Source organism: Marinomonas atlantica (genome assembly GCF_001639725.1).
Classification (GTDB): domain Bacteria; phylum Pseudomonadota; class Gammaproteobacteria; order Pseudomonadales; family Marinomonadaceae; genus Marinomonas; species Marinomonas atlantica.
On sequence record NZ_LTAW01000003.1, the window covers coordinates 165,020 to 187,728 of the forward strand.

Annotated in this window: 23 protein-coding genes; 14 read left to right on the forward strand and 9 right to left on the reverse strand. The window is 45.3% G+C overall.

From position 1 onward, the window contains the following. Window positions 1–29 precede the first annotated feature (29 nt). The 12 genes from rlmB (at window position 30) to AYW75_RS06000 (ending at window position 8,279) form a co-directional block, all read left to right on the forward strand. Window positions 30–794, forward strand: coding sequence for a 23S rRNA (guanosine(2251)-2'-O)-methyltransferase RlmB (gene rlmB, locus AYW75_RS05945; RefSeq protein WP_067034507.1), 765 nt, complete (start codon window positions 30–32; stop codon window positions 792–794). A gap of 20 nt (window positions 795–814) precedes the next feature. Continuing rightward, window positions 815–1,891 carry a nicotinate-nucleotide--dimethylbenzimidazole phosphoribosyltransferase gene (gene cobT / locus AYW75_RS05950; protein WP_231886152.1) on the forward strand — a complete coding sequence of 359 codons (1,077 nt, stop codon included), beginning with the start codon at window positions 815–817 and terminating at the stop codon, window positions 1,889–1,891. Continuing rightward, complete coding sequence (locus tag AYW75_RS05955) at window positions 1,881–2,654, forward strand: adenosylcobinamide-GDP ribazoletransferase (RefSeq protein WP_067096840.1); 774 nt, start codon at window positions 1,881–1,883, stop codon at window positions 2,652–2,654. Before cobT ends, AYW75_RS05955 begins: the two co-directional genes overlap by 11 nt. Then, the gene (locus tag AYW75_RS05960; protein WP_067096843.1) at window positions 2,654–3,235 is read left to right on the forward strand and encodes a histidine phosphatase family protein; all 582 of its coding nucleotides are present in this window, start codon (window positions 2,654–2,656) and stop codon (window positions 3,233–3,235) included. The genes AYW75_RS05955 and AYW75_RS05960 overlap by 1 nt, the downstream gene beginning before the upstream one ends. A gap of 13 nt (window positions 3,236–3,248) precedes the next feature. After that, complete coding sequence (locus AYW75_RS05965) at window positions 3,249–3,869, forward strand: trimeric intracellular cation channel family protein (protein WP_067096846.1); 621 nt, start codon at window positions 3,249–3,251, stop codon at window positions 3,867–3,869. Between the two features lies 1 nt (window position 3,870). Continuing rightward, window positions 3,871–4,482, forward strand: a complete 612-nt coding sequence (gene cobO, locus AYW75_RS05970) for a cob(I)yrinic acid a,c-diamide adenosyltransferase (protein ID WP_082856413.1) — start codon at window positions 3,871–3,873, stop codon at window positions 4,480–4,482. 79 nt (window positions 4,483–4,561) lie between these two features. Further along, the gene (locus AYW75_RS05975) at window positions 4,562–5,017 is read left to right on the forward strand and encodes a hypothetical protein (protein WP_067096848.1); all 456 of its coding nucleotides are present in this window, start codon (window positions 4,562–4,564) and stop codon (window positions 5,015–5,017) included. Window positions 5,018–5,203: 186 nt separating this feature from the next. Further along, window positions 5,204–5,821 carry a YitT family protein gene (locus AYW75_RS05980; RefSeq protein WP_067096851.1) on the forward strand — a complete coding sequence of 206 codons (618 nt, stop codon included), beginning with the start codon at window positions 5,204–5,206 and terminating at the stop codon, window positions 5,819–5,821. Window positions 5,822–5,979: 158 nt separating this feature from the next. Beyond that, window positions 5,980–6,693 (forward strand): pseudouridine synthase, encoded by a 714-nt coding sequence (locus AYW75_RS05985; RefSeq protein WP_231886153.1) that lies wholly within the window; start codon window positions 5,980–5,982, stop codon window positions 6,691–6,693. A 24-nt stretch (window positions 6,694–6,717) separates the two neighbouring features. Then, the gene (locus AYW75_RS05990; RefSeq protein ID WP_067096854.1) at window positions 6,718–7,095 is read left to right on the forward strand and encodes a DUF2750 domain-containing protein; all 378 of its coding nucleotides are present in this window, start codon (window positions 6,718–6,720) and stop codon (window positions 7,093–7,095) included. A gap of 29 nt (window positions 7,096–7,124) precedes the next feature. Beyond that, window positions 7,125–7,625 (forward strand): HugZ family pyridoxamine 5'-phosphate oxidase, encoded by a 501-nt coding sequence (locus tag AYW75_RS05995; RefSeq protein WP_082856414.1) that lies wholly within the window; start codon window positions 7,125–7,127, stop codon window positions 7,623–7,625. A gap of 21 nt (window positions 7,626–7,646) precedes the next feature. After that, window positions 7,647–8,279 carry a TetR/AcrR family transcriptional regulator gene (locus AYW75_RS06000; protein WP_067096857.1) on the forward strand — a complete coding sequence of 211 codons (633 nt, stop codon included), beginning with the start codon at window positions 7,647–7,649 and terminating at the stop codon, window positions 8,277–8,279. Here AYW75_RS06000 and AYW75_RS06005 read toward each other — a convergent pair. Further along, window positions 8,276–11,743, reverse strand: coding sequence for a PAS domain-containing hybrid sensor histidine kinase/response regulator (locus AYW75_RS06005; protein WP_067096860.1), 3,468 nt, complete (start codon window positions 11,741–11,743; stop codon window positions 8,276–8,278). The two genes, AYW75_RS06000 and AYW75_RS06005, sit on opposite strands and share 4 nt — an antisense overlap. A 195-nt stretch (window positions 11,744–11,938) precedes the next feature. Here AYW75_RS06005 and AYW75_RS06010 point away from each other — a divergent pair, with 195 nt between their 5' ends. Next, complete coding sequence (locus AYW75_RS06010; protein WP_067096863.1) at window positions 11,939–12,286, forward strand: DOPA 4,5-dioxygenase family protein; 348 nt, start codon at window positions 11,939–11,941, stop codon at window positions 12,284–12,286. A gap of 169 nt (window positions 12,287–12,455) precedes the next feature. Continuing rightward, window positions 12,456–12,938, forward strand: coding sequence for an FKBP-type peptidyl-prolyl cis-trans isomerase (locus AYW75_RS06015; protein ID WP_067034470.1), 483 nt, complete (start codon window positions 12,456–12,458; stop codon window positions 12,936–12,938). A 202-nt stretch (window positions 12,939–13,140) separates the two neighbouring features. Here AYW75_RS06015 and AYW75_RS06020 read toward each other — a convergent pair whose 3' ends face one another. The 8 genes from AYW75_RS06020 to AYW75_RS06055 form a co-directional block, all read right to left on the reverse strand. Beyond that, window positions 13,141–13,341, reverse strand: coding sequence for a hypothetical protein (locus tag AYW75_RS06020; protein WP_067096866.1), 201 nt, complete (start codon window positions 13,339–13,341; stop codon window positions 13,141–13,143). 130 nt (window positions 13,342–13,471) lie between these two features. Next, window positions 13,472–14,119: a 5,6-dimethylbenzimidazole synthase gene (bluB, locus tag AYW75_RS06025; protein ID WP_067096869.1), complete on the reverse strand. Its 648-nt coding sequence runs from the start codon at window positions 14,117–14,119 to the stop codon at window positions 13,472–13,474. Between the two features lie 86 nt (window positions 14,120–14,205). Further along, window positions 14,206–14,733, reverse strand: a complete 528-nt coding sequence (locus AYW75_RS06030; RefSeq protein WP_067096871.1) for a hypothetical protein — start codon at window positions 14,731–14,733, stop codon at window positions 14,206–14,208. A 75-nt stretch (window positions 14,734–14,808) separates the two neighbouring features. Continuing rightward, window positions 14,809–16,575, reverse strand: coding sequence for a sodium:solute symporter family protein (locus AYW75_RS06035; RefSeq protein WP_067096874.1), 1,767 nt, complete (start codon window positions 16,573–16,575; stop codon window positions 14,809–14,811). Between the two features lie 5 nt (window positions 16,576–16,580). Then, on the reverse strand, window positions 16,581–16,841 hold the full coding sequence (locus AYW75_RS06040) for a DUF4212 domain-containing protein (RefSeq protein WP_067096877.1): 261 nt from the start codon (window positions 16,839–16,841) through the stop codon (window positions 16,581–16,583). Window positions 16,842–17,026: 185 nt separating this feature from the next. Next, the gene (locus tag AYW75_RS06045; protein ID WP_067096880.1) at window positions 17,027–20,176 is read right to left on the reverse strand and encodes an efflux RND transporter permease subunit; all 3,150 of its coding nucleotides are present in this window, start codon (window positions 20,174–20,176) and stop codon (window positions 17,027–17,029) included. Further along, the gene (locus AYW75_RS06050) at window positions 20,173–21,342 is read right to left on the reverse strand and encodes an efflux RND transporter periplasmic adaptor subunit (RefSeq protein ID WP_067096883.1); all 1,170 of its coding nucleotides are present in this window, start codon (window positions 21,340–21,342) and stop codon (window positions 20,173–20,175) included. Before AYW75_RS06050 ends, AYW75_RS06045 begins: the two co-directional genes overlap by 4 nt. Continuing rightward, a complete protein-coding gene (locus AYW75_RS06055; protein ID WP_231886154.1) occupies window positions 21,339–22,691 on the reverse strand; it encodes a TolC family protein in 1,353 nt (450 codons plus the stop codon). The genes AYW75_RS06050 and AYW75_RS06055 overlap by 4 nt, the downstream gene beginning before the upstream one ends. Window positions 22,692–22,709: the final 18 nt, after the last annotated feature.

Here is a 22,709-nt window from a genome sequence, read left to right on the forward strand (position 1 = left end):
ACAATTTCTGAAAAGAGTAGTACAGCCAAATGGCAGATTTAGATTGGGTATATGGCCTTCACGCCGTAGAAAACGCACTAGGCCAAGACGGTAAAGTGAAAGAAGTTCGCCTCCAAGAGGGGCGAGACGACAAGAAGATGCAGCGTATTATTAAGTTGTGTCAGGAACAAAAAATTCGCATTCAGCAAGTGCCTCGTCGTGATCTTGATCAGCTGTTTACCAGCAGTAAAGATCGTGTGGTTCATCAAGGCGTGGTTGCCTACGCTGAGGTGACCAAAATGGGTGATGAGAAAGATCTCGAGCGTATGGTGAAAAACCTCGAGGAAACACCACTGATCATTATTCTTGATGGTGTCACAGACCCGCATAACTTAGGCGCTTGTTTACGAAGTGCCGATGCGGCCGGCGCACATGCACTTGTTATTCCAAAAGATAAATCGGCGACGCTAAACGCAACGGTAAGCAAAGTAGCCTGTGGCGCGGCAGAAAGTATGCCTGTGTATTCGGTGACAAACTTGGCGCGTGCGATGAAGAAGCTTCAGGATCTTGGTGTTTGGATTTTTGGCACCGCAGGCGAAGCAACGCAAACGCTTTATCAGCAAGATTTAACCATTCCAACTGCCATTGTTATGGGCGCGGAAGGTGACGGCATGCGTCGTTTGACACGCGAACAATGTGATTACCTGATCAAACTGCCAATGGCGGGTGTTGTCACCAGTCTGAACGTTTCCGTGGCAACGGGCGTTTGTTTGTATGAAGTTGTACGTCAACGTGCTGTGAAAGCAGGTGTATAATCTGCGTTGATGGTTATTAGGTGAGTGAAACGGTCGTGTTAAAAAGCTTTGAAGTCACTGCGCTAAGTGGTGAGTTAGACAACGATATTCAACATAAAATTGATTTTAAAACGAAACCACCAGGTTCGCTTGGTGGGTTAGAATCGATTGCATTTCAAGTTGCGCGTATTCAACGTACCTTGGTGCCGTCGTTGCAACGTGCGCAGATGCTGGTCTTTGCGGCCGATCATGGCGCAGTGGATCAAGGTATTAGTGCTTTCCCCCAAGAAGTGACGCCGCAGATGGTGACGAATTTCTTGGCCGGTGGTGCCGCCGTCAGTGTTTTTTGTCGTCAGCATAGCGTCGCTCTGAAAGTCGTGGATGTCGGGGTGAAGGTCGATTTACCGGATCATCCGCTACTGTCAAAGCGTAAAGTGGCTTACGCAAGCCAAGACTTTTCTGTGGCGCCCGCACTCACGCTTGAGCAAGTGAATCAAGCGCTCGAAGCTGGTGCAAAGGAAGTCGAGAGTGCTGAAAAATCCGGTGTCGATATCTTACTTTTTGGTGAGATGGGCATTGGTAATACTGGCGTGTCGTCGTGCATGTTGAGTGCAATGACCGGTCAAGCACCAGAGCAAACTGCAGGTCGCGGCACCGGCTTAGACGAACAAGGTGTTTCGCGAAAAGCGGATATCATAGCCGCTTCATTGCAACGAGCTGAGGCGGAATTGAATAAGCCTATCGGCGAGTGGGCACCTTGGGAAGTAGCGACGCAAGTGGGCGGTTTAGAAATACTGGCGATGTCTGGTGCGATGCTACGCTGTGCTGAGTTAGGCAAACCGTTTGTGGTAGATGGCTTTATTTGCACAGTAGCGTTGCTTTTTGCCAGTAAGCTACAGAGCCATGTGGTGGATTACGCTATTTTTGCTCACCAGTCGAATGAACAAGCCCATCAAGCGCTGCTCGAGTATTTCAATGCGGAGCCTATTCTGAAACTGGATCTACGTTTGGGCGAAGGATCGGGTGCGATTCTGAGTTATCCGATAATTCAAAGTGCAGTAGCATTTTTTAATGAGATGGCTAGCTTTGAATCGGCAGGAGTGAGTAATGCGACTTGACCAGGATTGGCAGGGCTTTTTAAGAAGCCTTGCTACCTACACACGAATCCCGCTAAACATTGAGTGGGACTCCCCAAAAAAGCACACGCCTAGCGTGTGCTTTTTACCATGGGTCGGTGTCATTGTCGCACTGATCAGCGCTTGGCCACTGCTAATGTCAGAATGGTCTGCCTCGTTTCAGGCCATTTTAATGATGCTGTCGGCGGTGTTGCTGACAGGGGCTTTCCATGAGGATGGCTTAATGGATGCCTGCGACGGCTTAGTCGGCGGTTGGACGCCTGAGCAACGTTTATCCATTATGAAAGATTCTCGTGTTGGTAGTTATGGTGTTTTAGCCGGCCTGTTTAGTTTTGCTTTGAAGTGGTGGCTGCTGAGTCAGTGGTTGATCCAAGCCAATTGGCACGCCGATATAGGGGTTGTGTTGATGGGGTGGATCAGTGTTCATGTTGGCGCTCGCTGGCTACCTTTGGCGATTATGGCGAGTCTTACTTATGTCAATCCGAGTGGTAGTAAAGCACGCGCAATGATCTCGCCTTTTACTGTGCGTGGTGTTCTATGGGTGGTGCTGTCGATGCTGTGTGTTGCTCTGATGGTGGGTGGAGCAATGTTTGTATCGATGTTGTTTACACTGGCTATGTGTTTCATTGCGTGCATAGTGTATTTACGCCGACGCATACAAGGTTATAACGGCGACACGTTAGGTGCGAGCGAGCAAATCGCAGAACTGTTGCTATTGTTTACATTATTAGGATGGCAAGCGTAATGAAGCTGTTGTTGATTCGACATCCCGAGCCGGATGTTGCGAAAGGGTTGTGTTATGGGCAGACGGATGTGCCAATTGTTGCGACGTGGCAGAGTGATGCTCAAGCAATTGACGATTGGCTGACACGTTATTATCCAGACAAAGCGTGGCAGTTTTATCATAGCCCGTTAACACGAACACGCCTGTTAGCAGAGCAGTTGAACTCAGCTTCAAAACCTGTTGAGGCGTTAAAAGAAGTGGATTTTGGCAATTGGGAAAATCGTTTATGGAATGACATTCCTAAGTCAGAAATCGATGCTTGGCGCACCGATCTAATGCATTCTTCGCCTTATCAAGGAGAGTCTTTGAATGATTTATTGTCACGGCTAATGGCTTGGTTTGAAAGTATACGAAAGGCCGATCAAGACACGGTGTTGGTGACCCATTCTGGTGTGATTAAGGTGATGCTGGTGGCGTTGTGTGAGCTTCCTCTAGAGCAGTGTTTCCGCTTTAATCCGACTTATTCCAGTATTACGGAACTTGATATCGGAGAAGGCTTTGCTTTGCTTAACCGTTTAGGCTCAGGCGACTGGACCGCGTAGGTGAGGAGATAAGATGCTGCTGTATGTATTAGGCATGTTTGGTATTGCAGCCTTCGCCATCACGGGTGTGATTTCAGCTGGGCGTCGTAATATGGACATTTTCAGCATTGTGCTGTTGGGGATGGTTGCTTCGCTAGGAGGGGGGACGATTCGAGATGTCGTGCTGCGGATGGATGCGGTGTATTGGGTCGAAGATACGTCTTATCTTTGGATCGCGATTGTGTCATCTATGTTTGCGTTTTTTGCAGTCCGTGTCATCGAGCATCGTCAACAAGTGTTTCATTATGCGGATTCATTTGGCTTAGCCTTGTTCACGATTTTGGCAACAGAGCGTGTATTAACGCTGGGCTTTTCTCCGATCATTGCCATCATCATGGGTGTGATTACCGGCGTGGCGGGTGGCATCATCCGCGACTTATTGAGTGATCGCGCACCTTTAATCTTAGGTAAAGAATTCTATGCAACGCCAGCCTTCTTGGGCGCTATACTCATGGTGTTATTGGAACAAAATTTGCGTTGGCATGAATATAACTCGATTTACGCGGCCTTTTTGATTTTTATACTTAGAATCCTCGCAATTCATAAAGGCTTGTATTACCCAAGCTGGTTACTATTTAAAAAAAGAGACTCATAAAATGGAGAGAACCCCAGAACAGCTAGCTGAAATCGAGATGGCTAAGCGCTTAAAGAAAAAAGAAGTGGTCGATAAAAAGATTGCTGCTGCCACGCAAGAGCGTGGTGTCAGCATCCTTTTGACTGGCAACGGTAAAGGCAAAAGCTCCAGTGCGTTTGGTACGATGGCGCGTTCCCTTGGCCATGGACAAAAAGCCACTGTTGTGCAGTTTATCAAAGGTCGCAAAGAGACAGGCGAGCAATTGTTTTTTGGCCAGCACCCGCAAGTAGACTTTCATGTGATGGGGCATGGCTTTACTTGGGAAACACGTGATCCTGAGCTTGAGCAGAAAGCGGCTAATCAAGCATGGGAAGTCGCGCAGCAAGCATTGTCTAACCCAGAGGTGCATTTTGTATTGTTGGATGAAATTACCTATATGTACAAGTACGGCTACTTAAATGCAGCAGACTTAGTGCAAGCACTTGCTGATCGACCAGCGCATCAGAATGTCATGATGACGGGGCGGACAGCGCCTCGTGAGCTACTCGATAGTGTTGACACACACAGTAAAATTGCGAACGAGCGTCACGCGTTTGAGCATGGTGTCAAAGCACAGCCGGGAATTGAATGGTAATTTGAGAATCTTTCTCATTTGTGTGGACTTTCTTTATCTTGTAGATGATAATCATTTTTATCTAAAGAGGGGGAGTCTTATGGTTTACTGGCAACATTTAACTCGACAAGCAAATGAAGCACATACGCGTGCAGACTATGTTGACGCACAGGAACTGGGTAAAAAAGCCTTAGCCTGTGCTGAAGCTACCTTTGAAGACGCTTTTCATCTCGATGCGGAATCCGCTGTTTCTGCGGTGGTTGTCAGCTATATGAGTTTGGCTGAAGTGTCCATTTCAATGAAGGAGTGGCTTCAGGCAAACGACTATTTTGAACGCGGCATACATTTTCTACAAAATACCATAGTTGACCCTAGCATCCTGCCAGAGCATCGTCAGTTGATTGACCACGTTGCTAACCATATTCGCTTTGAATGGCAGTTATTTCAGCAAACGTACGGCAACAAGTTGGCTGTTGCAAAGCGGGCTCATCGTGTTAATTGGTTAAAGCAGCAAAGCGCTTCTGAAACAGTATGGCATGAAAGTTATGGTTACTGATCTGTTGATGCTGGCACTGGGGGCAATCTTGTTATTATTAATAATGACATTGTTGCGTTCTTGATGTGTCCAAAAATTTGGACACTTTGCAGTTGATGTGTCTTTTAAAGAGAGCGACTCCCATAGAGTAGACCGGTGTCAGAGACTAAAATACACGCTTATTAGGTTTTTGAATTTGAGGTTTTTATGTCCGTGGCTGTGTCTGATATCAAGCGCCATACTTTTTTAGAGGATGCGCAAGCAATCATTGCAGGTACCTTGATGATTGCTCTAGGTATTAATTTTTATACCCAAGTTGGGCTGTTGACTGGTGGTACCGCAGGGATCGCGTTTTTATTGAACTATCTGACATCATTTTCATTTGGCCAAATTTTCTTTGTGATCAATTTACCATTCTATTGGTTATCGATTCGTCGTATTGGTTGGGAATTTACGTTAAAGACGTTTGCTGCCGTGTTCCTCGTTTCTGCGTTTTCTGATATCACACCGATGTTTTTGCATTTGAATGATATCAACCCAATTTATGCCTCCATAGCTGGTGGTTTTCTAATTGGTGTCGGCTTTGTGATGTTGTTTCGTCATAATGCAAGTTTAGGTGGTTTGAACATTTTAGCGCGTTATTTATTCCAAACACGTGGTGTACCGATTGGTAAATTTATGATGACCGTCGATTGTTTGGTTGTTTTGATGTCTATTTTTGTTGTCGATATTTCGTTGATTGCGATTTCAGTGCTGGGTGCGATTGTGCTGAACTTTATGTTGGTCATGAATCACAAACCAGGTCGTTACAGCGTTTCCTTTTAATAACGATCTAGAACTCCATTTCTTAAACGGTGCGGGTCAGGTATGATTATCATCATTCCCTAAAGGCCCGCAACGCCGTACTTTCCTCTGCTTTATGGCTTATTTGCGTGTCTTGTTAGGACATCTTTTACCAATCAAATGAGCCAGCCATAAAATATATGTCAAAATCTTTTTCAGATGCCATTGTGCGCCTAGATTTCTATGTTTCCCACACATTGGGCTTGTCCCGTAAAGAAGCCAAAGTATTAATTGGTAAAGGAAATGTGACAGTTAATGGCGTTGAGATAAAAAAAGCCAATCATTCTGTGCAGCAGACGGATGAGGTCTTTTTACGCGATAAACGTTTAGCGTGGCCCCAAGAAAAATACTTCTTACTTAATAAGCCTGCAGGTTACGTGTGTGCTACCGAAGACGGTGAGCACCCTGTCGTGCTTGACTTGATTGAAGCTCATGAGCAAAAAGACCTGCGTGTTGTTGGTCGATTAGATATGGACACTACTGGACTGTTGTTGCTGACAACAGATGGTCAGTGGTTACATCGTATTACGTCTCCAAAAAGTGATTGTGCTAAACAGTATCGTGTTTGGACTGTAGACGAAGTCACAGACGCCGATCTTGAATTGTTAAGCACTGGTGTCCAGCTAAACAACGAAGAAGGTCTGACTAAGCCTGCTTTGGCCGAGCGTGTATCAAGTCATGAGATTTTGCTGAGTATTACTGAAGGCAAGTATCATCAAGTGAAACGAATGCTGGCTGCTACTGGCAATCGTGTAGAACGATTGCATCGTGAAGCCATTGCCAATGTAAAAGTAGCGGATGTACCTGAGGGGCAGTACCGTTCCTTAACCGAAGCAGAAGTTGCATTATTTTAAACCGTCGAATATAGAGAATTAAACATGAGCGAAGAACTGAGCCTAGATCAACGAATTCAGCTTTTGGCGTCTCCAGACGATGTGCGTCTTGAGTATTTTGTTAACAGCGTCAATCAAAACAAGGTCGTTTGGAGTTTGAGTAACGAAGAAGGCTTTGTCATGGTCGAAACCGATGATGGTGACTGCGTGATGGTTTGGCCTGATGCAGATTTTGCAGCGCAATGGGCTGTAGAAGAATGGGATGATTGTGAGCCTGTGGAAGTCTCGCTTGAAACCTTTAAAACCATGTGGCTACCGAGTCTAGAGCAAGACAATATTACGCTAGCCGTTTTTCCCAATATTGAAGATGAAGGCAAGCTAACTGCAGCCGCTGATTTAAAAGCATTGTTAGCTGAAGCGTAATTATAACGATGTAGTACAGTGAGGGTAGAGTGAAAAATCAGCGTTTAGCCAGTGAGCTGGAACAAGAGATCTCTATGTTTCTAGAAGACAAGCAATCTCTGATGTTGGCGGTGGTCGATGATAATGGGTCACCAATAGCTTCTTATTCGCCATTTGTCGTTTACGAAAACTCACTGTATATCTTAGTGAGCGCTTTAGCGCTTCATACAGCAGCTTTAAGAAAAGCACAAAAAGCGTCGGTCTTGATCATTGATGATGAGGCAGATTGCGATACAGTATACGCTAGAAGGCGTCTACAGTATGACATGATAGTTAGTACAGTGTTACGTGACGATAAACGCTGGTCGGTTATCGGGGACGCATTAGTGCAACGTCATGGTGATATCGTGGCTCAGTTACTTCAGCTAGGCGACTTTCAAATGTTTAGACTAACGCCACAATGTGGGCGTTTTGTTAAAGGTTTTGGTCGAGCCTATGAGCTGGCACCAAATTCCCTTGTATCCGATCAACTGGATCTTATACGTGGATAAATTGAAGGAATATAAATACTCATGAGTAAGCGTCAAGCCAACCGCGAAGAGGTGTTTTCGCGTATATTAGGAGCGGCTGAAATTGAATTTGGTCTGAAAGGGTTTGGTGGTGCAAGTTTGCAACATATCGCCGAGCGTGCGGGATTGCCAAAGCCCAATATTGTTTATTACTTTCATTCTAAAGCAAATCTATATAAGCAAGTGTTGAATAACATTGCTGACAGCTGGAATGATTTATTTGATAAAGCGACAGCAGAAGATGATCCTGCGGTTGTCCTAGATGGATTCATTCGCACTAAGTTGCGTCAAAGTTTTGAAAATGGTCGCTCTTCGCGTATTTTTGCTCAAGAAGTGATTCAGGGCGCTCAATACATTGGCGGCTATCTTAAAGAAGATCTACGCCCATGGTTGCAGTCGCGTGTGGGTGTTATTGAGCAATGGATTGAATCAGGAAAAATGCGTAAAGTTGAGCCGACTACGCTCATATTTATGATTTGGTCGACAACACAGCATTACGCTGACTTTGAAGCGCAGATCTTTGCTTTAACGGGCAAAGAACAATATGAAGAGTCTGATTTAGAGCGTGTCGGCAATACTTTAAGTGAGATTATCCTTTGTGGCTGTGGCTTAACCCCGCCACATAGCCAAACCTAATTGGCTTGACTCCTCTGAGTAATAATATGTTGAACCAAAGCCCGTAATTTTGCGGGCTTTGCTGGCTTTGGCATGTAAGAAATATTTTTTTCTTCACATAGTTGCGCCAGTTCTGCTGTTCTAACCGCTGTAATAAGAACAGCTGGAATGTCTTGCTTAAAGCGTTGACGTAAGCGTTCTATCAATTCAATTCCGTCATTGTCGTCATTCAGTTGATAATCCATCAATAGAAGCTCGGGTATCATCTGTTCTTCATTTTCTAGGGCTGTCTCATAGCGGCTAAACGTTCGGTAGCTACAATGCCATTTGTCGAGCAAAGTTGTCATGGCTTCTAGATTATTAGGATCATCGTCAACACACCAAATATGGCACATAGCCAATGACTTATTGATAGTTGTTAGTGGTACTGCGGCTTCTTTGCTCTGAGGTTTGGCCGCATGTCGGGCTGTTGGAACTAAAATAGTAAAGCAGCTACCTCTGTGTGGTGTTGAACGAACGTCTGTTGTGACGTCGAGCAGTTTTTGCATACGTCGGACTAGCCCCAACCCCAGTCCCATGCCTGGCTCTTTGTTATTTTCCCAGCGATAAAAATCATCAAAAACTTTTGTTTGCTCGCTTTCAGGGATACCCACACCAGTGTCCCACACTTGAATACGAACATGCTCTTTTGCCGGCCGAACAGAAATTAACACACGACCTGACTCAGTGTATTTAACCGCATTGGATACAAAGTTTTGAATAATACGACGTAAATAGATCGGATCAGTGTGAACGCGACAAGGTCGCAGGTGAGTGCCTAAATGTAAACCTTTGCTTTCAGCAATGACACCAAATTCCGCAATAATTGGCTCAATGATGGGCTTCATATCACAGTCCGTTAAAGACGGTTTGATAGCACCTTGATCTAATCGAGCGATCTCCAGCAGTGTGGAAATCAACGTTTCGGTCGACTCTAATGAGTCACTTAATTTATTCAACGTTTTGGCGAAATCAGCAGAAACATGGCTGTCTTGCAAAGCCCCTAGATACAATTTTGCAGCATTTAATGGCTGCAAAATGTCGTGGCTGGCCAATGCTAAAAACTCTGTTTTTGAAGCGTTGGCTCGCTCTGCTTCAGCCTTGGCGGACATAAGCTCTTGTTCAGCTTGTCCACGACGGTCGATTTCTTGTCTGAGTTCGTGATTAATTCCTTGAACTTCTTGGGTGCGCGCGACGACTCGCTTTTCAAGATCGATGTTGGCATCTTTTAGCGCTTGCTGGCTTTCAATGTGCTCGGTGACATCGGTAAAACTGGTCACAAAGCCGCCATTTGGTAGAGGATTTCCTACCATTTCGATGACGCGGCCATTGGCACGACGACGTAAGAATCGGTGTCCTGTGCCTTTGCGTATGTGTTCCAAGCGTTTATTGACCAGCTCTTCAATATTGCCGAAACCGCATTCACCATTAACGGCGTTAAAACGAATAAGCTCTTCGACGGGTAAACCGATTTTCAGCATGCCTTCAGGGTAGGGGTAAAGTGACATATAGGTTTTGTTCCAAGCCACCATTCGCAGTTCTTTATCCACTACGCTGATTCCGTGATCAAGGTTATCTAGAGAGATAAACAAAAGATTTTGGTTAAACTGAATCGCTTGTGTGGCTTCATCTAGATAAGTCACCATTTCTTCAACTTTGATCTGTTTGTCGACCAATAGTGAGTTAATGATGGTTCGCGCTGAAGAACCGCCTAAGACGCCACCGAGAACGCGTTCACAGTACTCGATAAATAGACGAGTAGGGAGCTGGTTTGCAAGTGGTTCTTCGTTATAGTTTTGCTTGAAGGTTTCAATTACCTCGGCGCATTTCTGTTGACCCAAGAAGGTTTCCAGCAGAACAAATAAGTCGCCGTTGGTGGCTTTGCTTTTAGGTTTAAAGAAGCGGCTTTCGACTTCAGAGGTAGGTGTAACAAACGCTGTGGCTTGGATGCGGTCGACTAAGCGCTCGTTTGCTAACAGTGACCCTATGACATAGCCGATGATGTTTGCAATTAAACTGATTAAAGCACCGTAGCTAATTAACTCGATGCGTGATTCGTAATTGCCTAATGACATATCAATGCCGCCAGTAATGGGCAGAAGCATCCATAAGAACCAGCAGAGGAAACCAAGTATTAATCCAGTATAAACACCGTAAGCATGCCCTCGTTTCCAATACAGTCCACCAATGACCGCCGGTACCAGCTGAAATACCAATGAAAATGCAATTAAACCCGTACTGGCTAAGGATTCACTGTTGGCCATTTCTTGATAATACACAAATGACAAAGCCAGAATGCCCAGCATGGCGATTCGACGAACAAGTAAAATTCGTCGATTGTACGTTGGTAGCGATTGGCGTTGATTTTTATTACGTGCCAGCATTAGAGGCAAAATCACATCGTTACTGATCATTATGCTCAAAGCGAAGGTGGCGATGATCACCATCGCTGTCGTTGCGGACATGCCCCCTAAAAACATCAGCATTTGTAACGGAAGGTTTTCTGATTCTAGTGCCAGTTGAATGACATAAGTATCGCCGTTTATATCACTGCTAAAGATGCTTTGACCTACAATCGCAATCGGGGGAATCAGTACGGCAAAAATCATTAAGTAGAACGGAAAGACCCAACGAGCGGTTTTGGATTGCCTATCGTTTTGGTGGTCTACCACTGTGACATGGAATTGTCTCGGTAAGCAGATGACAGCGGCGGCGGCCATCGCCGTTTGCATTAGGAAGGGAAAGGAGAATAGTGTGTTTGTATCCCATACCTTTAAATCAGCTGTGGCAAAGAAAGTTTTAAAAGAATCATGAGGTACCGCAAAAATAGCAACCATTCCCACTGCGATGATGGCCATAAGCTTGAATAAAGATTCGCTGCCAATTGCTAGCATCATACCGGATCGATATTCGGTAACTTCTACTTTACGCGTACCAAACAGCATGGCGAAAACGCCAATTAACACCGTTGCGACAAACACGACCAAACTAGCTGAACTTTCGTCTTGGTTTACGAATAAAGCAAAGTTAGAACCAATTGCTTTAAGTTGCAGTGCGATGTATGGGATCACCGCTAACATACAGATTAGAATGACGACAGGCGCGGTCAGTGGGCGTTTTCCATAACGTGATGAGATAAAGTCTGCAATGGATGTGATGTTTTGCCGACGGCTCACGAAGATCATTTTACGTAGAAGGCCAAAGCCAAATAGGTAGAGCAAGATCGGACCAAGTAAAATAGGTAAATAGCTCCATCCTGAACGTGTTGCTTCACCGATGGCGCCATAAAATGTCCAAGCGGTACAGTAAATTGCCAGGGAAAGGCTGTAGACCAGTGGGTGGCGAGTAAAGCGTCTCGCAATGGGACCGTCTTTATCACCCCAATTGGCAATCCAGAACAGTCCTAATATATAAAGAATGGCGAGTAAAACCCAAAAAGCCGTCATGTAGGCACTCTTATTAAATTAACTAAGGGGTACAAGTGCTTAATTTAGCATAGCGGTTAAGACTTGCCTTTAGACATTGGTCTTGAATAGGGTCTTTCATTGTGCGAAATAGTCCGTTTCCTAGACGCCTGTCTATTTCATTTTTATAAAGTGATAGCATAGGTTACCAACTATATTGGCAAGGCAGATTCTTGAATGAGAGTAGACGAAATAAAAGAATACCATGCGCACCTTTATTATGATGATCAAGCTGGACTTGAGATAGCTCAGCACATTGCGCAGCAATTAGCTGAATTATATGAGGTACAAGTAGGGCGTTTTCATCAAAAAAAAGTGGGACCTCATCCGATGTGGAGTGTTCAGATTAGGTTTTCTGCGCACCTGTTTGATCGAGTTATCCCATGGCTGATGTACCACCGACAGAACTTAGATGTATTGTTCCATCCGTTAAGTGGCGATGAGTTATTTGATCATACTCAAGGTGCATCTTGGTTGGGCAATAGTCATACCCTGAATATCAGTCAATTTTTGCCTAAAATATAAGCAAATTAGCAGAATTTTCAGAGAAAATGCCCTGTATGGTAGTCAACTAAGTTTGGCTTAGTTACCATTGTGGTCGATTTCAACTTAGGGTGCGTGTTGTGACGGTGTGATGCGATATTTATTGCTTTAATCAAACACTCGTTCCCCAAACCAAATGTAGGAGAAAACAATGCAAATCGCAGAAAATACAGTTGTGAGCATGCACTACACCCTGACTGATGAGAGTGGTGAAGTTCTAGATTCATCTGCTGGCCAAGAGCCTCTAGTATTCCTTAGTGGTGCTCGTAACATCATTGAAGGTCTAGACAATGCGCTTCAAGGGAAATCAGCTGGCGATGCTTTGAAAGTTGACGTGACTCCTGAAGAAGGTTACGGACCTGTTCATGACGAACTTATCCAATCTGTACCACGTGAGAACTTCCAAGGTGTTGACTCTATTGAAGTTGGCATGCAGTTCATGGCGCAGACGCCAAATGGTCAACAGCCAGTTGTGGTCGTAGGCCTTGAAGAAGATGGTGTTGTACTAGATGGCAACCACCCTCTAGCTGGCAAACCACTTAGCTTTGAAGTAGAAATCGTGGAAGTTCGTGAAGCAACAGCAGAAGAAGTTGAACACGGGCATGTACACGGTGAAGGCGGTCATCAGCACTAACAGTGCTTGATTTGCTAAGACTAAGAAGGGCTGCCATAGGCGGCCTTTTTTATGTCTATTGGTTTACTGGTAGAGGAATATTTGTGTGATAAGAATAAATGAAGGTTTAACAAGGAGGAGTGTGCAAGAAGGGAGAGTAGGCTAGGTAAGCGCGTTTTTGTGTTATTTTTGCGCCTTTAACCTAACGCTAATCTAGCAATGATTAAGCGTGGTAGTGTTTAGCTGGGTTAAACGGAGTGCGTTTGCCAACAAGTTTGTTCTTAACCCAAGACATAGCAGAAACGACTAATTCAGCAAAGTATTCTGCTGCTTGTGTTCGAGCGATGGCTTCAACTCGCTCTTGTTCTGTTAGGTAACTGGTATCAACAGATTCAATTAGTTCAACTAATGATTTAGTTTTCATATAACTCTCCTTTGGTTATCTAAAGTAGTTTTGCTCATGGTAAGTGCATAACTTTATACTGCACATGATAGGTGCAGTATTCCCTATATTCAAACGATATAAATTAGTCTAAAAGTTGAATAAAACTCATCTATTTTGTATTCCAGGTCTCAAAGTGAATGGCATCTTTCAATGGGCGTCGATCCTGCCAGCCAAACTGCTGTAAATCAGGTGTTTCCTGAAACTGCTCTACATAACCAATGCAAAAGTAACCAATAATATTCAAATTACGCGGTATATTAAGAGTCTTGTAAAGTACATCATCTTCTAAGATGCTCACCCATCCCATTCCAAGGTTCTCTGCTCTAGCCGCCAGCCACAAGTTTTGTACGGCGCATACTGCGCTATAGAGATCCATTTCAGGTTTTATCGTCTTGCCTAACACGACATCTCCTGTTCTCGAGCGATCACAAGTGATACAGATACCCAGTGGCGCTTCTTCGATTCCTTCAAGCTTTAATGTTCGATACAGGTTTTTTCTATCACCTTGAAACTTATTCGCAGAGGCATCATTGGCGGCAATGAAACCTTCTTTAATTTTTCGACGTGTAGAGGAGTCTTTTATAACAATGAAGTCCCAAGGTTGCATAAAACCAACGCTCGGCGCGTGATGAGCAGCGGTTAATAAGCGAAGAATGATGTCATCAGAGATCGGTGTTGGTAGGAAGTCTCGACGAACATCACGTCGTTGGAAGATGATGTTATAGAGAGTATCGCGATGAGAATCGTCAAAATGCATAAAAGGCTCCAATGAGAGAGCCTTTTATTGTCAGAGAAAACGCTTCTTAGAACAAATTTACTTTAGCGTTATTACCTGAGTTCTTTTCATGAAGCGCGATGATCGCATACAGCTTCAAGTAATGGGTCGCTATCGGCTAATGGAACCCAATCATCATTGTTTAGCTGAGTACCATTAGGAACATGTAATTGATCAGTGAAGTTTGCTCGAGCACCAGCCGCGCAATGTATTACTTGTGTCACGCGTTTAGCGGCCAAGCGACGTTCAAAGAAATATAAATCGACTAAATAAACATCTTGATTAACATGGTTTTGTGCCGCATTTTTGATGTCTGCAGCAATGAAGCGTGTTGTCTGAGGGTAAAACATACTCCAAGGGCGCCAAGGTGCTTCTTCTTCGACTGTTTTAACGACCACAACCCCTTCAGGAAGTAAGCTCGCTTGGTGTGAATACCAAGTGTATTCACTTTGAATTTGAAATGTGATCATGCCGAGTCCAGCTAAAGTGGGAACCAGCCATTTAGGTGCTTTCTTAAAGGACAGCTTGCGGATAAAGAGTGCGATACCAGCCCCAGCTAAGCCAGCACAGACGGTCGCGATTAATTCCCAAAGCATAAAGTCACCTTCTTATTATTTGTTATAAAGTTGCCTAGCTCCAAGGGAGCTAGGCATCGTCAGCAAGGCTAACAATTAATGGTCGACAGCGCCGCCTGCCCCTTTAGGGTAACGAACACTTTCAACAAGTTCTTGAATTTCTTCAGGAACGTCTTCTGTCATGCTTGAAACAAGGAACGCAACTGCGAAGTTGATGACCGCACCGATGGCCCCGAATGATAGCGGAGACACACCGAATAACCAGTTATCTGGCGTATTCGCAAGTGTATTTGTTTCAGGGATGAAGAACCAACCTAGGTAAGTGAAAATGTAGACTAGTGTAGAGCCTAGTCCCGCTAGCATACCTAACACAGCCCCTTTGCTGTTTATACGTTTTGAGAAGATACCCATCATTAGTGCAGGGAAGATAGACGCCGCCGCAATACCGAACGCCAGAGCGACGACCTGAGCCGCAAATCCCGGCGGGTTCATGCCTAAATACGTTGCAATAATAATGGCAAAGAACATAGACACACGTGCAGCAAGTAACTCACCTTTCTCGGTAATATCAGGATTGATAGAGCCTTTGATTAAATCATGACTAATAGCAGACGAAATAGCCAATAGTAAGCCTGCTGCCGTTGATAGCGCTGCGGCTAAGCCACCGGCCGCAATCAAACCAATGACCCAACTAGGAAGGTTAGCAATTTCAGGGTTTGCTAATACTAAGATATCACGGTTAACATTTAGCTCGTTTCCAGCCCAACCACGTGCCGTTGCTTCTTCAGCGAAGGCAGGTGTGTCATTGTAGAACTGAATACGACCGTCACCATTTTTATCTTCGTATTGGATTAGACCTGTTTGTTCCCACGTTTGGATCCAATCAGGACGCTCATCGTATGCGATTGAGTTTTCTGTTGGGCCATCAGGGTAAATGGTCGTCATAAGATTCAAGCGAGCCATAGATGCCACTGCTGGTGCAGTTAGGTAAAGCAACGCGATGAAGACAAGCGCCCAACCAGCAGACCAACGAGCGTCAGCCACTTTAGGCACTGTGAAGAAACGAATGATGACGTGAGGTAGACCTGCCGTACCGATCATAAGTGACAAAGTAAACAGAACCATGTTCAGTTTATTGTCTACATCAGCGGTGTAGTCTCTGAAACCAAGCTCACGTACGACTTCATCCAATTTTTGTAGCAAAGGCATACCGGATTGAGTGTGTTCAGAGAACAGGCCAACCGCTGGAATGAATGTATCCGTCAGTTGAAGCGAGATAAAGACCGCTGGAATCGTGTAAGCCACGATCAATACACAGTACTGTGCAACCTGTGTATAGGTAATACCTTTCATACCACCTAATACAGCGTAGAAGAATACAACCACAGCAGCGATGATCAAGCCGGTATCTTTGTCTACTTCAAGGAAGCGAGAGAACGCGACGCCAGCCCCTGTCATTTGACCGATAACGTAGGTCACAGACGCTGCAATCAAACAAGCAACAGCGACTAATCGTGCTGTTCTTGAGTAGAAGCGGTCACCGATGAAATCAGGCACTGTGAACTTACCGAACTTACGTAGGTAAGGAGCCAACAGCATTGCCAGCAATACGTAGCCACCTGTCCAACCCATCAAGAAAGTAGAGTTGGCGTAACCACCTGCTGCAATTAAACCTGCCATGGAAATGAAGGATGCCGCAGACATCCAGTCAGCTGCAGTGGCCATACCATTCATGACTGGATGAACACCACCGCCGGCAACGTAGAACTCTTTTGTTGAGCCTGCACGGGCCCAAATCGCGATACCAAAGTAGAGTGCAAAAGATGCCCCTACAAACAACAAGTTAATCGTGAATTGACTCATGGTCATTACTCCTCAAGTCCAAATTCTTTGTCTAGGCTATTCATACGCCATGCGTAGAAGAACACTAGGCCAATGAAGCTGATAATTGAACCTTGTTGAGCAAACCAGAAACCTAAATCAGTCCCCCCGACTTCAATCCCCGATAGCAATGGACGCAGCAGAATGCCAAAACCGTACGAGACAATTGCCCACACGATTAAACAGCCAAATATCAATCTGACGTTCGCCTTCCAGTAGTTTTCTTGGTTTTGAGTGTGATCCGACATCGTCGACTCCTTTGTTATTTTTATTTGCACACTGAATGTAGCAGTGACGCTGTAAAGAAGAATTGAGACTTTAGTCGAAGAGTGCATAAAAACAGCAATTTGAAATGTTTCTAGCCAATAAAAAGCGCCAGCCACACGATGTGGACTGACGCTTTAATTAAGAGAGCCGTTTAGTACTATTTTTGTCAGTCAGAAGTCGATTCGCGGTTGTCATTTGACAGTAGAAGCTTGATTCGACGAAAGAGGTGCTTGAAGTCTTCTTGAATCATTAATAATACGGGAATCAACACAAGTGTAATCAGGGTTGCAAAGAGAATACCGTAGGCCAAAGATATGGCAGCGGGCACCATGACTTGAGCTTGTCTTGATGTTTCTCCTAAGATAGGTATCAAACCCGCAAAAGTCGTGACTGAGGTGAGCAATACCGCACGTAAGCGACTTTGACAGGCTTCAATAATAGCCTTGCGTAAATGTTTCGTCTCTTTGCGCAGTTCATTAAAGCGAGCGGTAAGCAATAGACTGTCATTGACCACAACGCCTGACAGGGCAATGATCCCATTGAGCGAGAAAATACCCAGCGCTAAACCATAAAACCAATGTCCTAGCAGTGCGCCGACTACACCAAAGGGAATGGCCATCATGATGATGATCGGCTGACTGTAAGATTTTAGTGGAATGGCGAGCAGTCCATAAATGATCAACATGGCGATGGCAAACATTTGCACCATAGACGATTCTGTTTCTTCACGCTCCTCAGCTTCACCAGAGTAATACATGTCTACGGATGGAAAGCGCTGATTCATTTCTGGTTCGATGGCATTCTTTAAGTAATCAACGACTTCTGTCGCCGACATCAAGTCTTTATCTACTTCGGCGGACAAGTAAATAGAGCGCTTGCTGTCGATACGAGTGATCTTCGTTTGAGCGGTCTCTTGACTTAGCGTCGCCACTGAGTCGAGTGGCACGCGTGTACCATCGTTTAAGGTCACCAATGTGTTTAAAATATTCGCTGGGCTTTCTCTTTGGTTATCTGGATAACCAATTCGGACTTCGATTTCCGCATTGTCGCGCTGATATTTCTGGACCACTTGCCCATCGAAGTTGCTCATGATCTGACCTGCTAGCGTATTGGTCGATAACCCTAAGGCGCGACCTTGATCGTTTAGCCGTAATACCAATCGAGATTCAGTGGCTGAATCACTTTGCTCTAGACCTCGAACCGCAGTGACGCTACCCAGTTTGTTGGTCAGTTCTGCCATGGCACCTTCTAGTACCGTGTTGTCGCTGCCGCGAAGCTCGATACGTAGGGCATCAATAGATTGCCAAGAACTTCTGATTCGCAGATTGCTTACTCCTTCCGGGGAACCCGATAAGGATTGCCAAGTACGAGCAAACTCTGCAGCGGAATAGGGGGCTGAGGACGCTAATTCGACTCGTAGACGGCCTGATTGGTCGCCATTAGCAGTGACTTGTAAATGCTCTATGCCGAGCGAATCGGAGCCCTTGCGTAGGGTTTCATCCGTTGCACGTGCGGTCTGCTCGAGTAAGGTAAGCACACGGTGCGTTTGGCCATAACTCACATCACTGTGCATCGATACATTGGCACGCACGGTATCCCCCGGTATGTTCGGGAAAAAGCTCATGCGGATGGCCCCCGTAAAGGGCATTGAGATAACCAAGGCGAATACCGTAATAAAGAGTACTAAGACAGCATAACGATGATTGATCGAATGATGTATCAGCTTGGCGTAGATACGATGATTAAACCATTGCAAGCCGGCATCAGCTGAATGCTGAATACTGCCCCATCCTCTAGCTAATAGATTGGTACGTTCTTTCCTGTGTGTATTCAGATGGGCTAAATGAGCCGGCAAGATGAGTTTAGACTCAATCACAGACAAGATTAAACATATGGCAACAACGGCGGCGAATTGCGCGTATAGCTGCCCCAATCGTCCTTCTATATTGGATAGTGCCCAAAATGCAGCAACCGTCGTAAAAACACCAAACAAGGTCGGGACGGCCACACGCATGGTGCCTTTGATCGTGTTCGAGAGTGTGTCACCTTCTTTCGAACGAACGCTGTAGACGCTTTCACCAATCACCACGGCATCGTCGACGACGATCCCTAGCGCCATAATAAAGCCAAAAGTGGTAAACAGGTTTAGCGTCAGCGCGATGCTGTCCAAGCCCATTACAAATAGGGTGCCGAAGAAGATAAAGGGCAGCCCCATCGCTACCCAAAAAGCGACGGTTAAGTTCAAGAATATCGCCAGCATAATGAATACCAGCACAATCCCTGTGATGGCGTTTTTGATCATCAGAGACAAACGGCTGTTGATGGATTCGCTGCGGTCGTACCAAGTGTCTAATGACACACTTTGTGGCAAGCGCCCGCTTTGTCGCCATTCTTGAACCACCTGTTTGGCCGCTTCTGCAGATTTGCTGATGTCATCGCGGCCTGTTGTCAGTACTTGCAATGCTAAACTCGATTCGCCGTTAAAACGGGATAGCATAAAATCTTCGTCATCAAAGGCATCGGTAATGGTAGCAATGTCTTTTAGGCGTAATACAGCACCGCTATTAGACGTACGAACAGGAATGTTAGCAAACTCTTGTTTGACGTATGCTTGAGAAGACGCGCGAACATGCAAGTAAAGGTCTTCGTTACGAAGAGTGGCCACACGTGCAGGACTGGATTCACTGTTAATTGCAGTCGCCACGTCCGATAAGGTTAAGCCATAGGCTTCAAGCTTTGTCTTATCAACGTCGATAAGCATAGTGGGATCCAGCCAACCGGAGATAGAGACAGAATTTACATTCGCCTGTTCAAGTAAGTCTGATTCGAGTTCTTTGCTTAATGTTTGTAATGTCCGTCGGTCCGAATCACCATACAGTTGAATCCAAATCGCGTGTTCTTGACGCATGGCTTTACTGACGACAGGCGGGTCGGCTTCATCTGGAAAAGACGTAACTTGGTCCAACTCGTCTTTAATATCATCCATTAATTCGTCAATATCATAGCCATCTTGCATCTCAATACGAGCACTGGCACTGCTGGCACTTGATGTCGTGGTGATGGATTTTATACCCAGTACATCTTGAAGTGCTTGCTCCATTGGAATCGAAACACCTTCTTCAGTGGCTTGGGCTGAGCCGCTGTCGTAACGAATGGAGACCGAGATTTCATTCGGCGTTAAGCTTGGAAACGCTTCTCGGTTTAGGCTGTCCATATTAATAACGCCCAGCGCAATGACCAGAATTAATAATAAATTAGCGGCAACTGGGTTGTTCGCGAACCAAGGGATAATACCTCTGGCTTGTTCAGAATTCATTGCGTCGCTCTCTGTAGCGGGTTAGCTAACATTCCTGTCAAATAACTGTTGTAAGGGTGTGTCAGTACTTGATGCGGAGTGTTTTGCAAGACGGCAGGCGGTTCAATATAGACAGACGTTTGGTCTACGAATACCGGTGTAGTATCAAAGTTCGCTAAGCGATTATCTTGGTCAATATACCAAATTTGGCTTTTTTGGCTGAGTGAGGAATTTGGCAGTTGCCAAAGGCGTTGTTGCTGGGCTCCCTCGAGCGCAATTTTTACATAGCTGCCTGGCAGTAGGGCAGGTGTTTGTTCGAGAGGGCGATCTACGGCGATAAATAAACTGCGTAATCCTGATGCTGAATCCACATGAAACCCTGCTTGTTTAACATAGCCTTGCCATGTGTCATGACCGTTTACCGATTGAACGGTGGCGGGCCACCTCTCTGCTATTAATGTCTTCGCATCGGGCATTTTCTGCCAATCTTGTAAACTCAATTCAATATTGATCATGACACGATCTGTGCTGTATAGCGTCGCAACTTGTGTGTTACTGCTTAGATAGCTGCCAAGAGAGACATCCTTGGAAACGACAATGCTGTCAAAAGGGGCCTTAATAGATAGTTTTTCAACGTTGTCTTTTGCGAGCGCTAATGCCGCCTTTGCGGCGGTGACATCCGCTTTTGCGGAAGCTAATTGCGGTGCTCGCAGTACTAAGTCCGAAGCCGGATCGCCGTCAAGTCCCGCCGCGCGCCATTCTGCATTGGCTTGTTCGACTTGACGCTGTTCCTCCTTCAATGCCAGAGCCGCATTGGCTAATTGATTCTGCGCACTGGCTAGATCAGATTTTAGGCTAATATTGCTTAACGTTAATAGTGTTTGACCCTGTTTAACCTGAGAGCCGATTTCAAATTGATCCGCAAGCGTCATGACTTCGCCACTGACTTGAGAGGTGAGTGTCAGGTTTTGATGCGGTTGAGCAATCCCTACCGCACCGATGGCTGCAGCATGAGACGAAACATTGACAGTAATGACACTGACATCTAAGGGCGTTTCTTGAGCCGGCGGACGTTGCCGACTAAAAGAAGCGTCCTGCTTATTCATCGCGGCACTGATATAAATGTAAACGGCTGCTAACAAGATGATAGAAAGACCTAGGGTAATCCAAGGTAAAAAACGTTTCATGGTTGGGTGATTCCTAGTCCTAAAGCGAGGCCTAAATCCACGCGATTACTCAGTTGCTGAAATAACAAAGTATCGAGTTGTGCTTGAAGGTTAAACACGGCCTGTTGCGCGCTGATTAAATCGTTCAGTGCAACAATTCCGGAGCGATATTTTTGCTCGTACTGTTGGCGATTACTCTCTGCACTGTTGAGGGCGGCTTTCAGATATTGTTGGCGTTGCGTGAGTACTTGCTCTTGACCCAGTGTATTTTCCACTTCGTTCACGGCTGTTAACAGTGTTTCACGGTAATCTTGATAGGCTTGCGCTGTCTCTAATTGCGCGATTTTATAGTTCGCTTTTAACCGGTCACCTTGAAATAGCGGCGCGCTAAGTTGTCCAAGCAAAGACCAAATAGGAGACACAAATAATGCGTCTCGCAATGATGATCCGCTATCGCTTAATTCGGCACTCAGACTGAGCGATGGAAGCATATCTTTATAGGCGACACTGGTCTCCAAATCAGCGGCTTCAATGCTCAGATAAGCGGCACGTAAGTCAGGGCGCTGACTTAAGTCTTGTATCGGCAATTGATTGAGATCGAGCCAAACCGAAGGGTAATTCTTTGGAACAGTAAACGGCTCCGTTTGATTTGAGCCCATTAATAGGCGTAGTGATCGTTTGCTGCTGGCAAATTCTTCTTGATATTGAGCGAGCGATGCTCGGGATTGAGACGTCGCAGTCTTAGCTTCGTCTAGGTTTTCTAACGTTCCCAAGCCATTTCGAAATCGCTGTACAATCAAGCGCTCGTTGGTTTCCAGCAAGGCTAAACGCTTCTTCTCAATCGAAATTGCATGTTGATTGGCGACAAGCTGTAACCAATGTTTCATGACGCTGCTGACAAGTGTCGCCTGACTGGCTCGAAAAAGTTCATGGGCGCTAGCAAGATTTTTCTGAGCGGCGTTTTCGGCGTCGGCAAGCTTGGACCAAACATCCAATTGCCAGCTTATATTGACACTACTAGAGTAACGCGTATCACTATTTTCCACTTCATTAGCCGATACGCTGGCATTTGCTTGAGGTAAACGGTTTGCACGCGAGACGTTTACAGATAACCGATTAGCTTCGAGTGACAATGCAGTCCTTTGTAGACTCGGATTGCCTTTGAGTGCCTGCTCTATTAAATTCAAAAGAATTGGGTCTGGTATTAAGTCTAATAAAGTTGTTGTTTGTTGAGTACTTAGGCCACGATTGAACAGTTGTTGGTTTTCAGCGGCTAAGGTGTTATTCGCGTTTTGAGAATAGCTCTGTTGCTCAGAAGGCGTTACGCTACAACCGAATAAGCTAAGACTTAAAATGGCTGTAAGTAGCAAAGAAATGAGTCTCGAAGA

What these genes read in the sequence shown, in the direction of transcription:
- rlmB (WP_067034507.1), top strand. Translation starts at nt 30, where the DNA reads ATGGCAGATTTAGATTGGGTATATGGCCTTCACGCCGTAGAAAACGCA.
- AYW75_RS05955 (WP_067096840.1), top strand. Translation starts at nt 1,881, where the DNA reads ATGCGACTTGACCAGGATTGGCAGGGCTTTTTAAGAAGCCTTGCTACC.
- AYW75_RS05960 (WP_067096843.1), top strand. Translation starts at nt 2,654, where the DNA reads ATGAAGCTGTTGTTGATTCGACATCCCGAGCCGGATGTTGCGAAAGGG.
- AYW75_RS05965 (WP_067096846.1), top strand. Translation starts at nt 3,249, where the DNA reads ATGCTGCTGTATGTATTAGGCATGTTTGGTATTGCAGCCTTCGCCATC.
- cobO (WP_082856413.1), top strand. Translation starts at nt 3,871, where the DNA reads ATGGAGAGAACCCCAGAACAGCTAGCTGAAATCGAGATGGCTAAGCGC.
- AYW75_RS05975 (WP_067096848.1), top strand. Translation starts at nt 4,562, where the DNA reads ATGGTTTACTGGCAACATTTAACTCGACAAGCAAATGAAGCACATACG.
- AYW75_RS05980 (WP_067096851.1), top strand. Translation starts at nt 5,204, where the DNA reads ATGTCCGTGGCTGTGTCTGATATCAAGCGCCATACTTTTTTAGAGGAT.
- AYW75_RS05985 (WP_231886153.1), top strand. Translation starts at nt 5,980, where the DNA reads ATGTCAAAATCTTTTTCAGATGCCATTGTGCGCCTAGATTTCTATGTT.
- AYW75_RS05990 (WP_067096854.1), top strand. Translation starts at nt 6,718, where the DNA reads ATGAGCGAAGAACTGAGCCTAGATCAACGAATTCAGCTTTTGGCGTCT.
- AYW75_RS06000 (WP_067096857.1), top strand. Translation starts at nt 7,647, where the DNA reads ATGAGTAAGCGTCAAGCCAACCGCGAAGAGGTGTTTTCGCGTATATTA.
- AYW75_RS06005 (WP_067096860.1), bottom strand. Translation starts at nt 11,743, where the DNA reads ATGACGGCTTTTTGGGTTTTACTCGCCATTCTTTATATATTAGGACTG.
- AYW75_RS06010 (WP_067096863.1), top strand. Translation starts at nt 11,939, where the DNA reads ATGAGAGTAGACGAAATAAAAGAATACCATGCGCACCTTTATTATGAT.
- AYW75_RS06015 (WP_067034470.1), top strand. Translation starts at nt 12,456, where the DNA reads ATGCAAATCGCAGAAAATACAGTTGTGAGCATGCACTACACCCTGACT.
- AYW75_RS06020 (WP_067096866.1), bottom strand. Translation starts at nt 13,341, where the DNA reads ATGAAAACTAAATCATTAGTTGAACTAATTGAATCTGTTGATACCAGT.
- bluB (WP_067096869.1), bottom strand. Translation starts at nt 14,119, where the DNA reads ATGCATTTTGACGATTCTCATCGCGATACTCTCTATAACATCATCTTC.
- AYW75_RS06030 (WP_067096871.1), bottom strand. Translation starts at nt 14,733, where the DNA reads ATGCTTTGGGAATTAATCGCGACCGTCTGTGCTGGCTTAGCTGGGGCT.
- AYW75_RS06035 (WP_067096874.1), bottom strand. Translation starts at nt 16,575, where the DNA reads ATGAGTCAATTCACGATTAACTTGTTGTTTGTAGGGGCATCTTTTGCA.
- AYW75_RS06040 (WP_067096877.1), bottom strand. Translation starts at nt 16,841, where the DNA reads ATGTCGGATCACACTCAAAACCAAGAAAACTACTGGAAGGCGAACGTC.
- AYW75_RS06045 (WP_067096880.1), bottom strand. Translation starts at nt 20,176, where the DNA reads ATGAATTCTGAACAAGCCAGAGGTATTATCCCTTGGTTCGCGAACAAC.
- AYW75_RS06050 (WP_067096883.1), bottom strand. Translation starts at nt 21,342, where the DNA reads ATGAAACGTTTTTTACCTTGGATTACCCTAGGTCTTTCTATCATCTTG.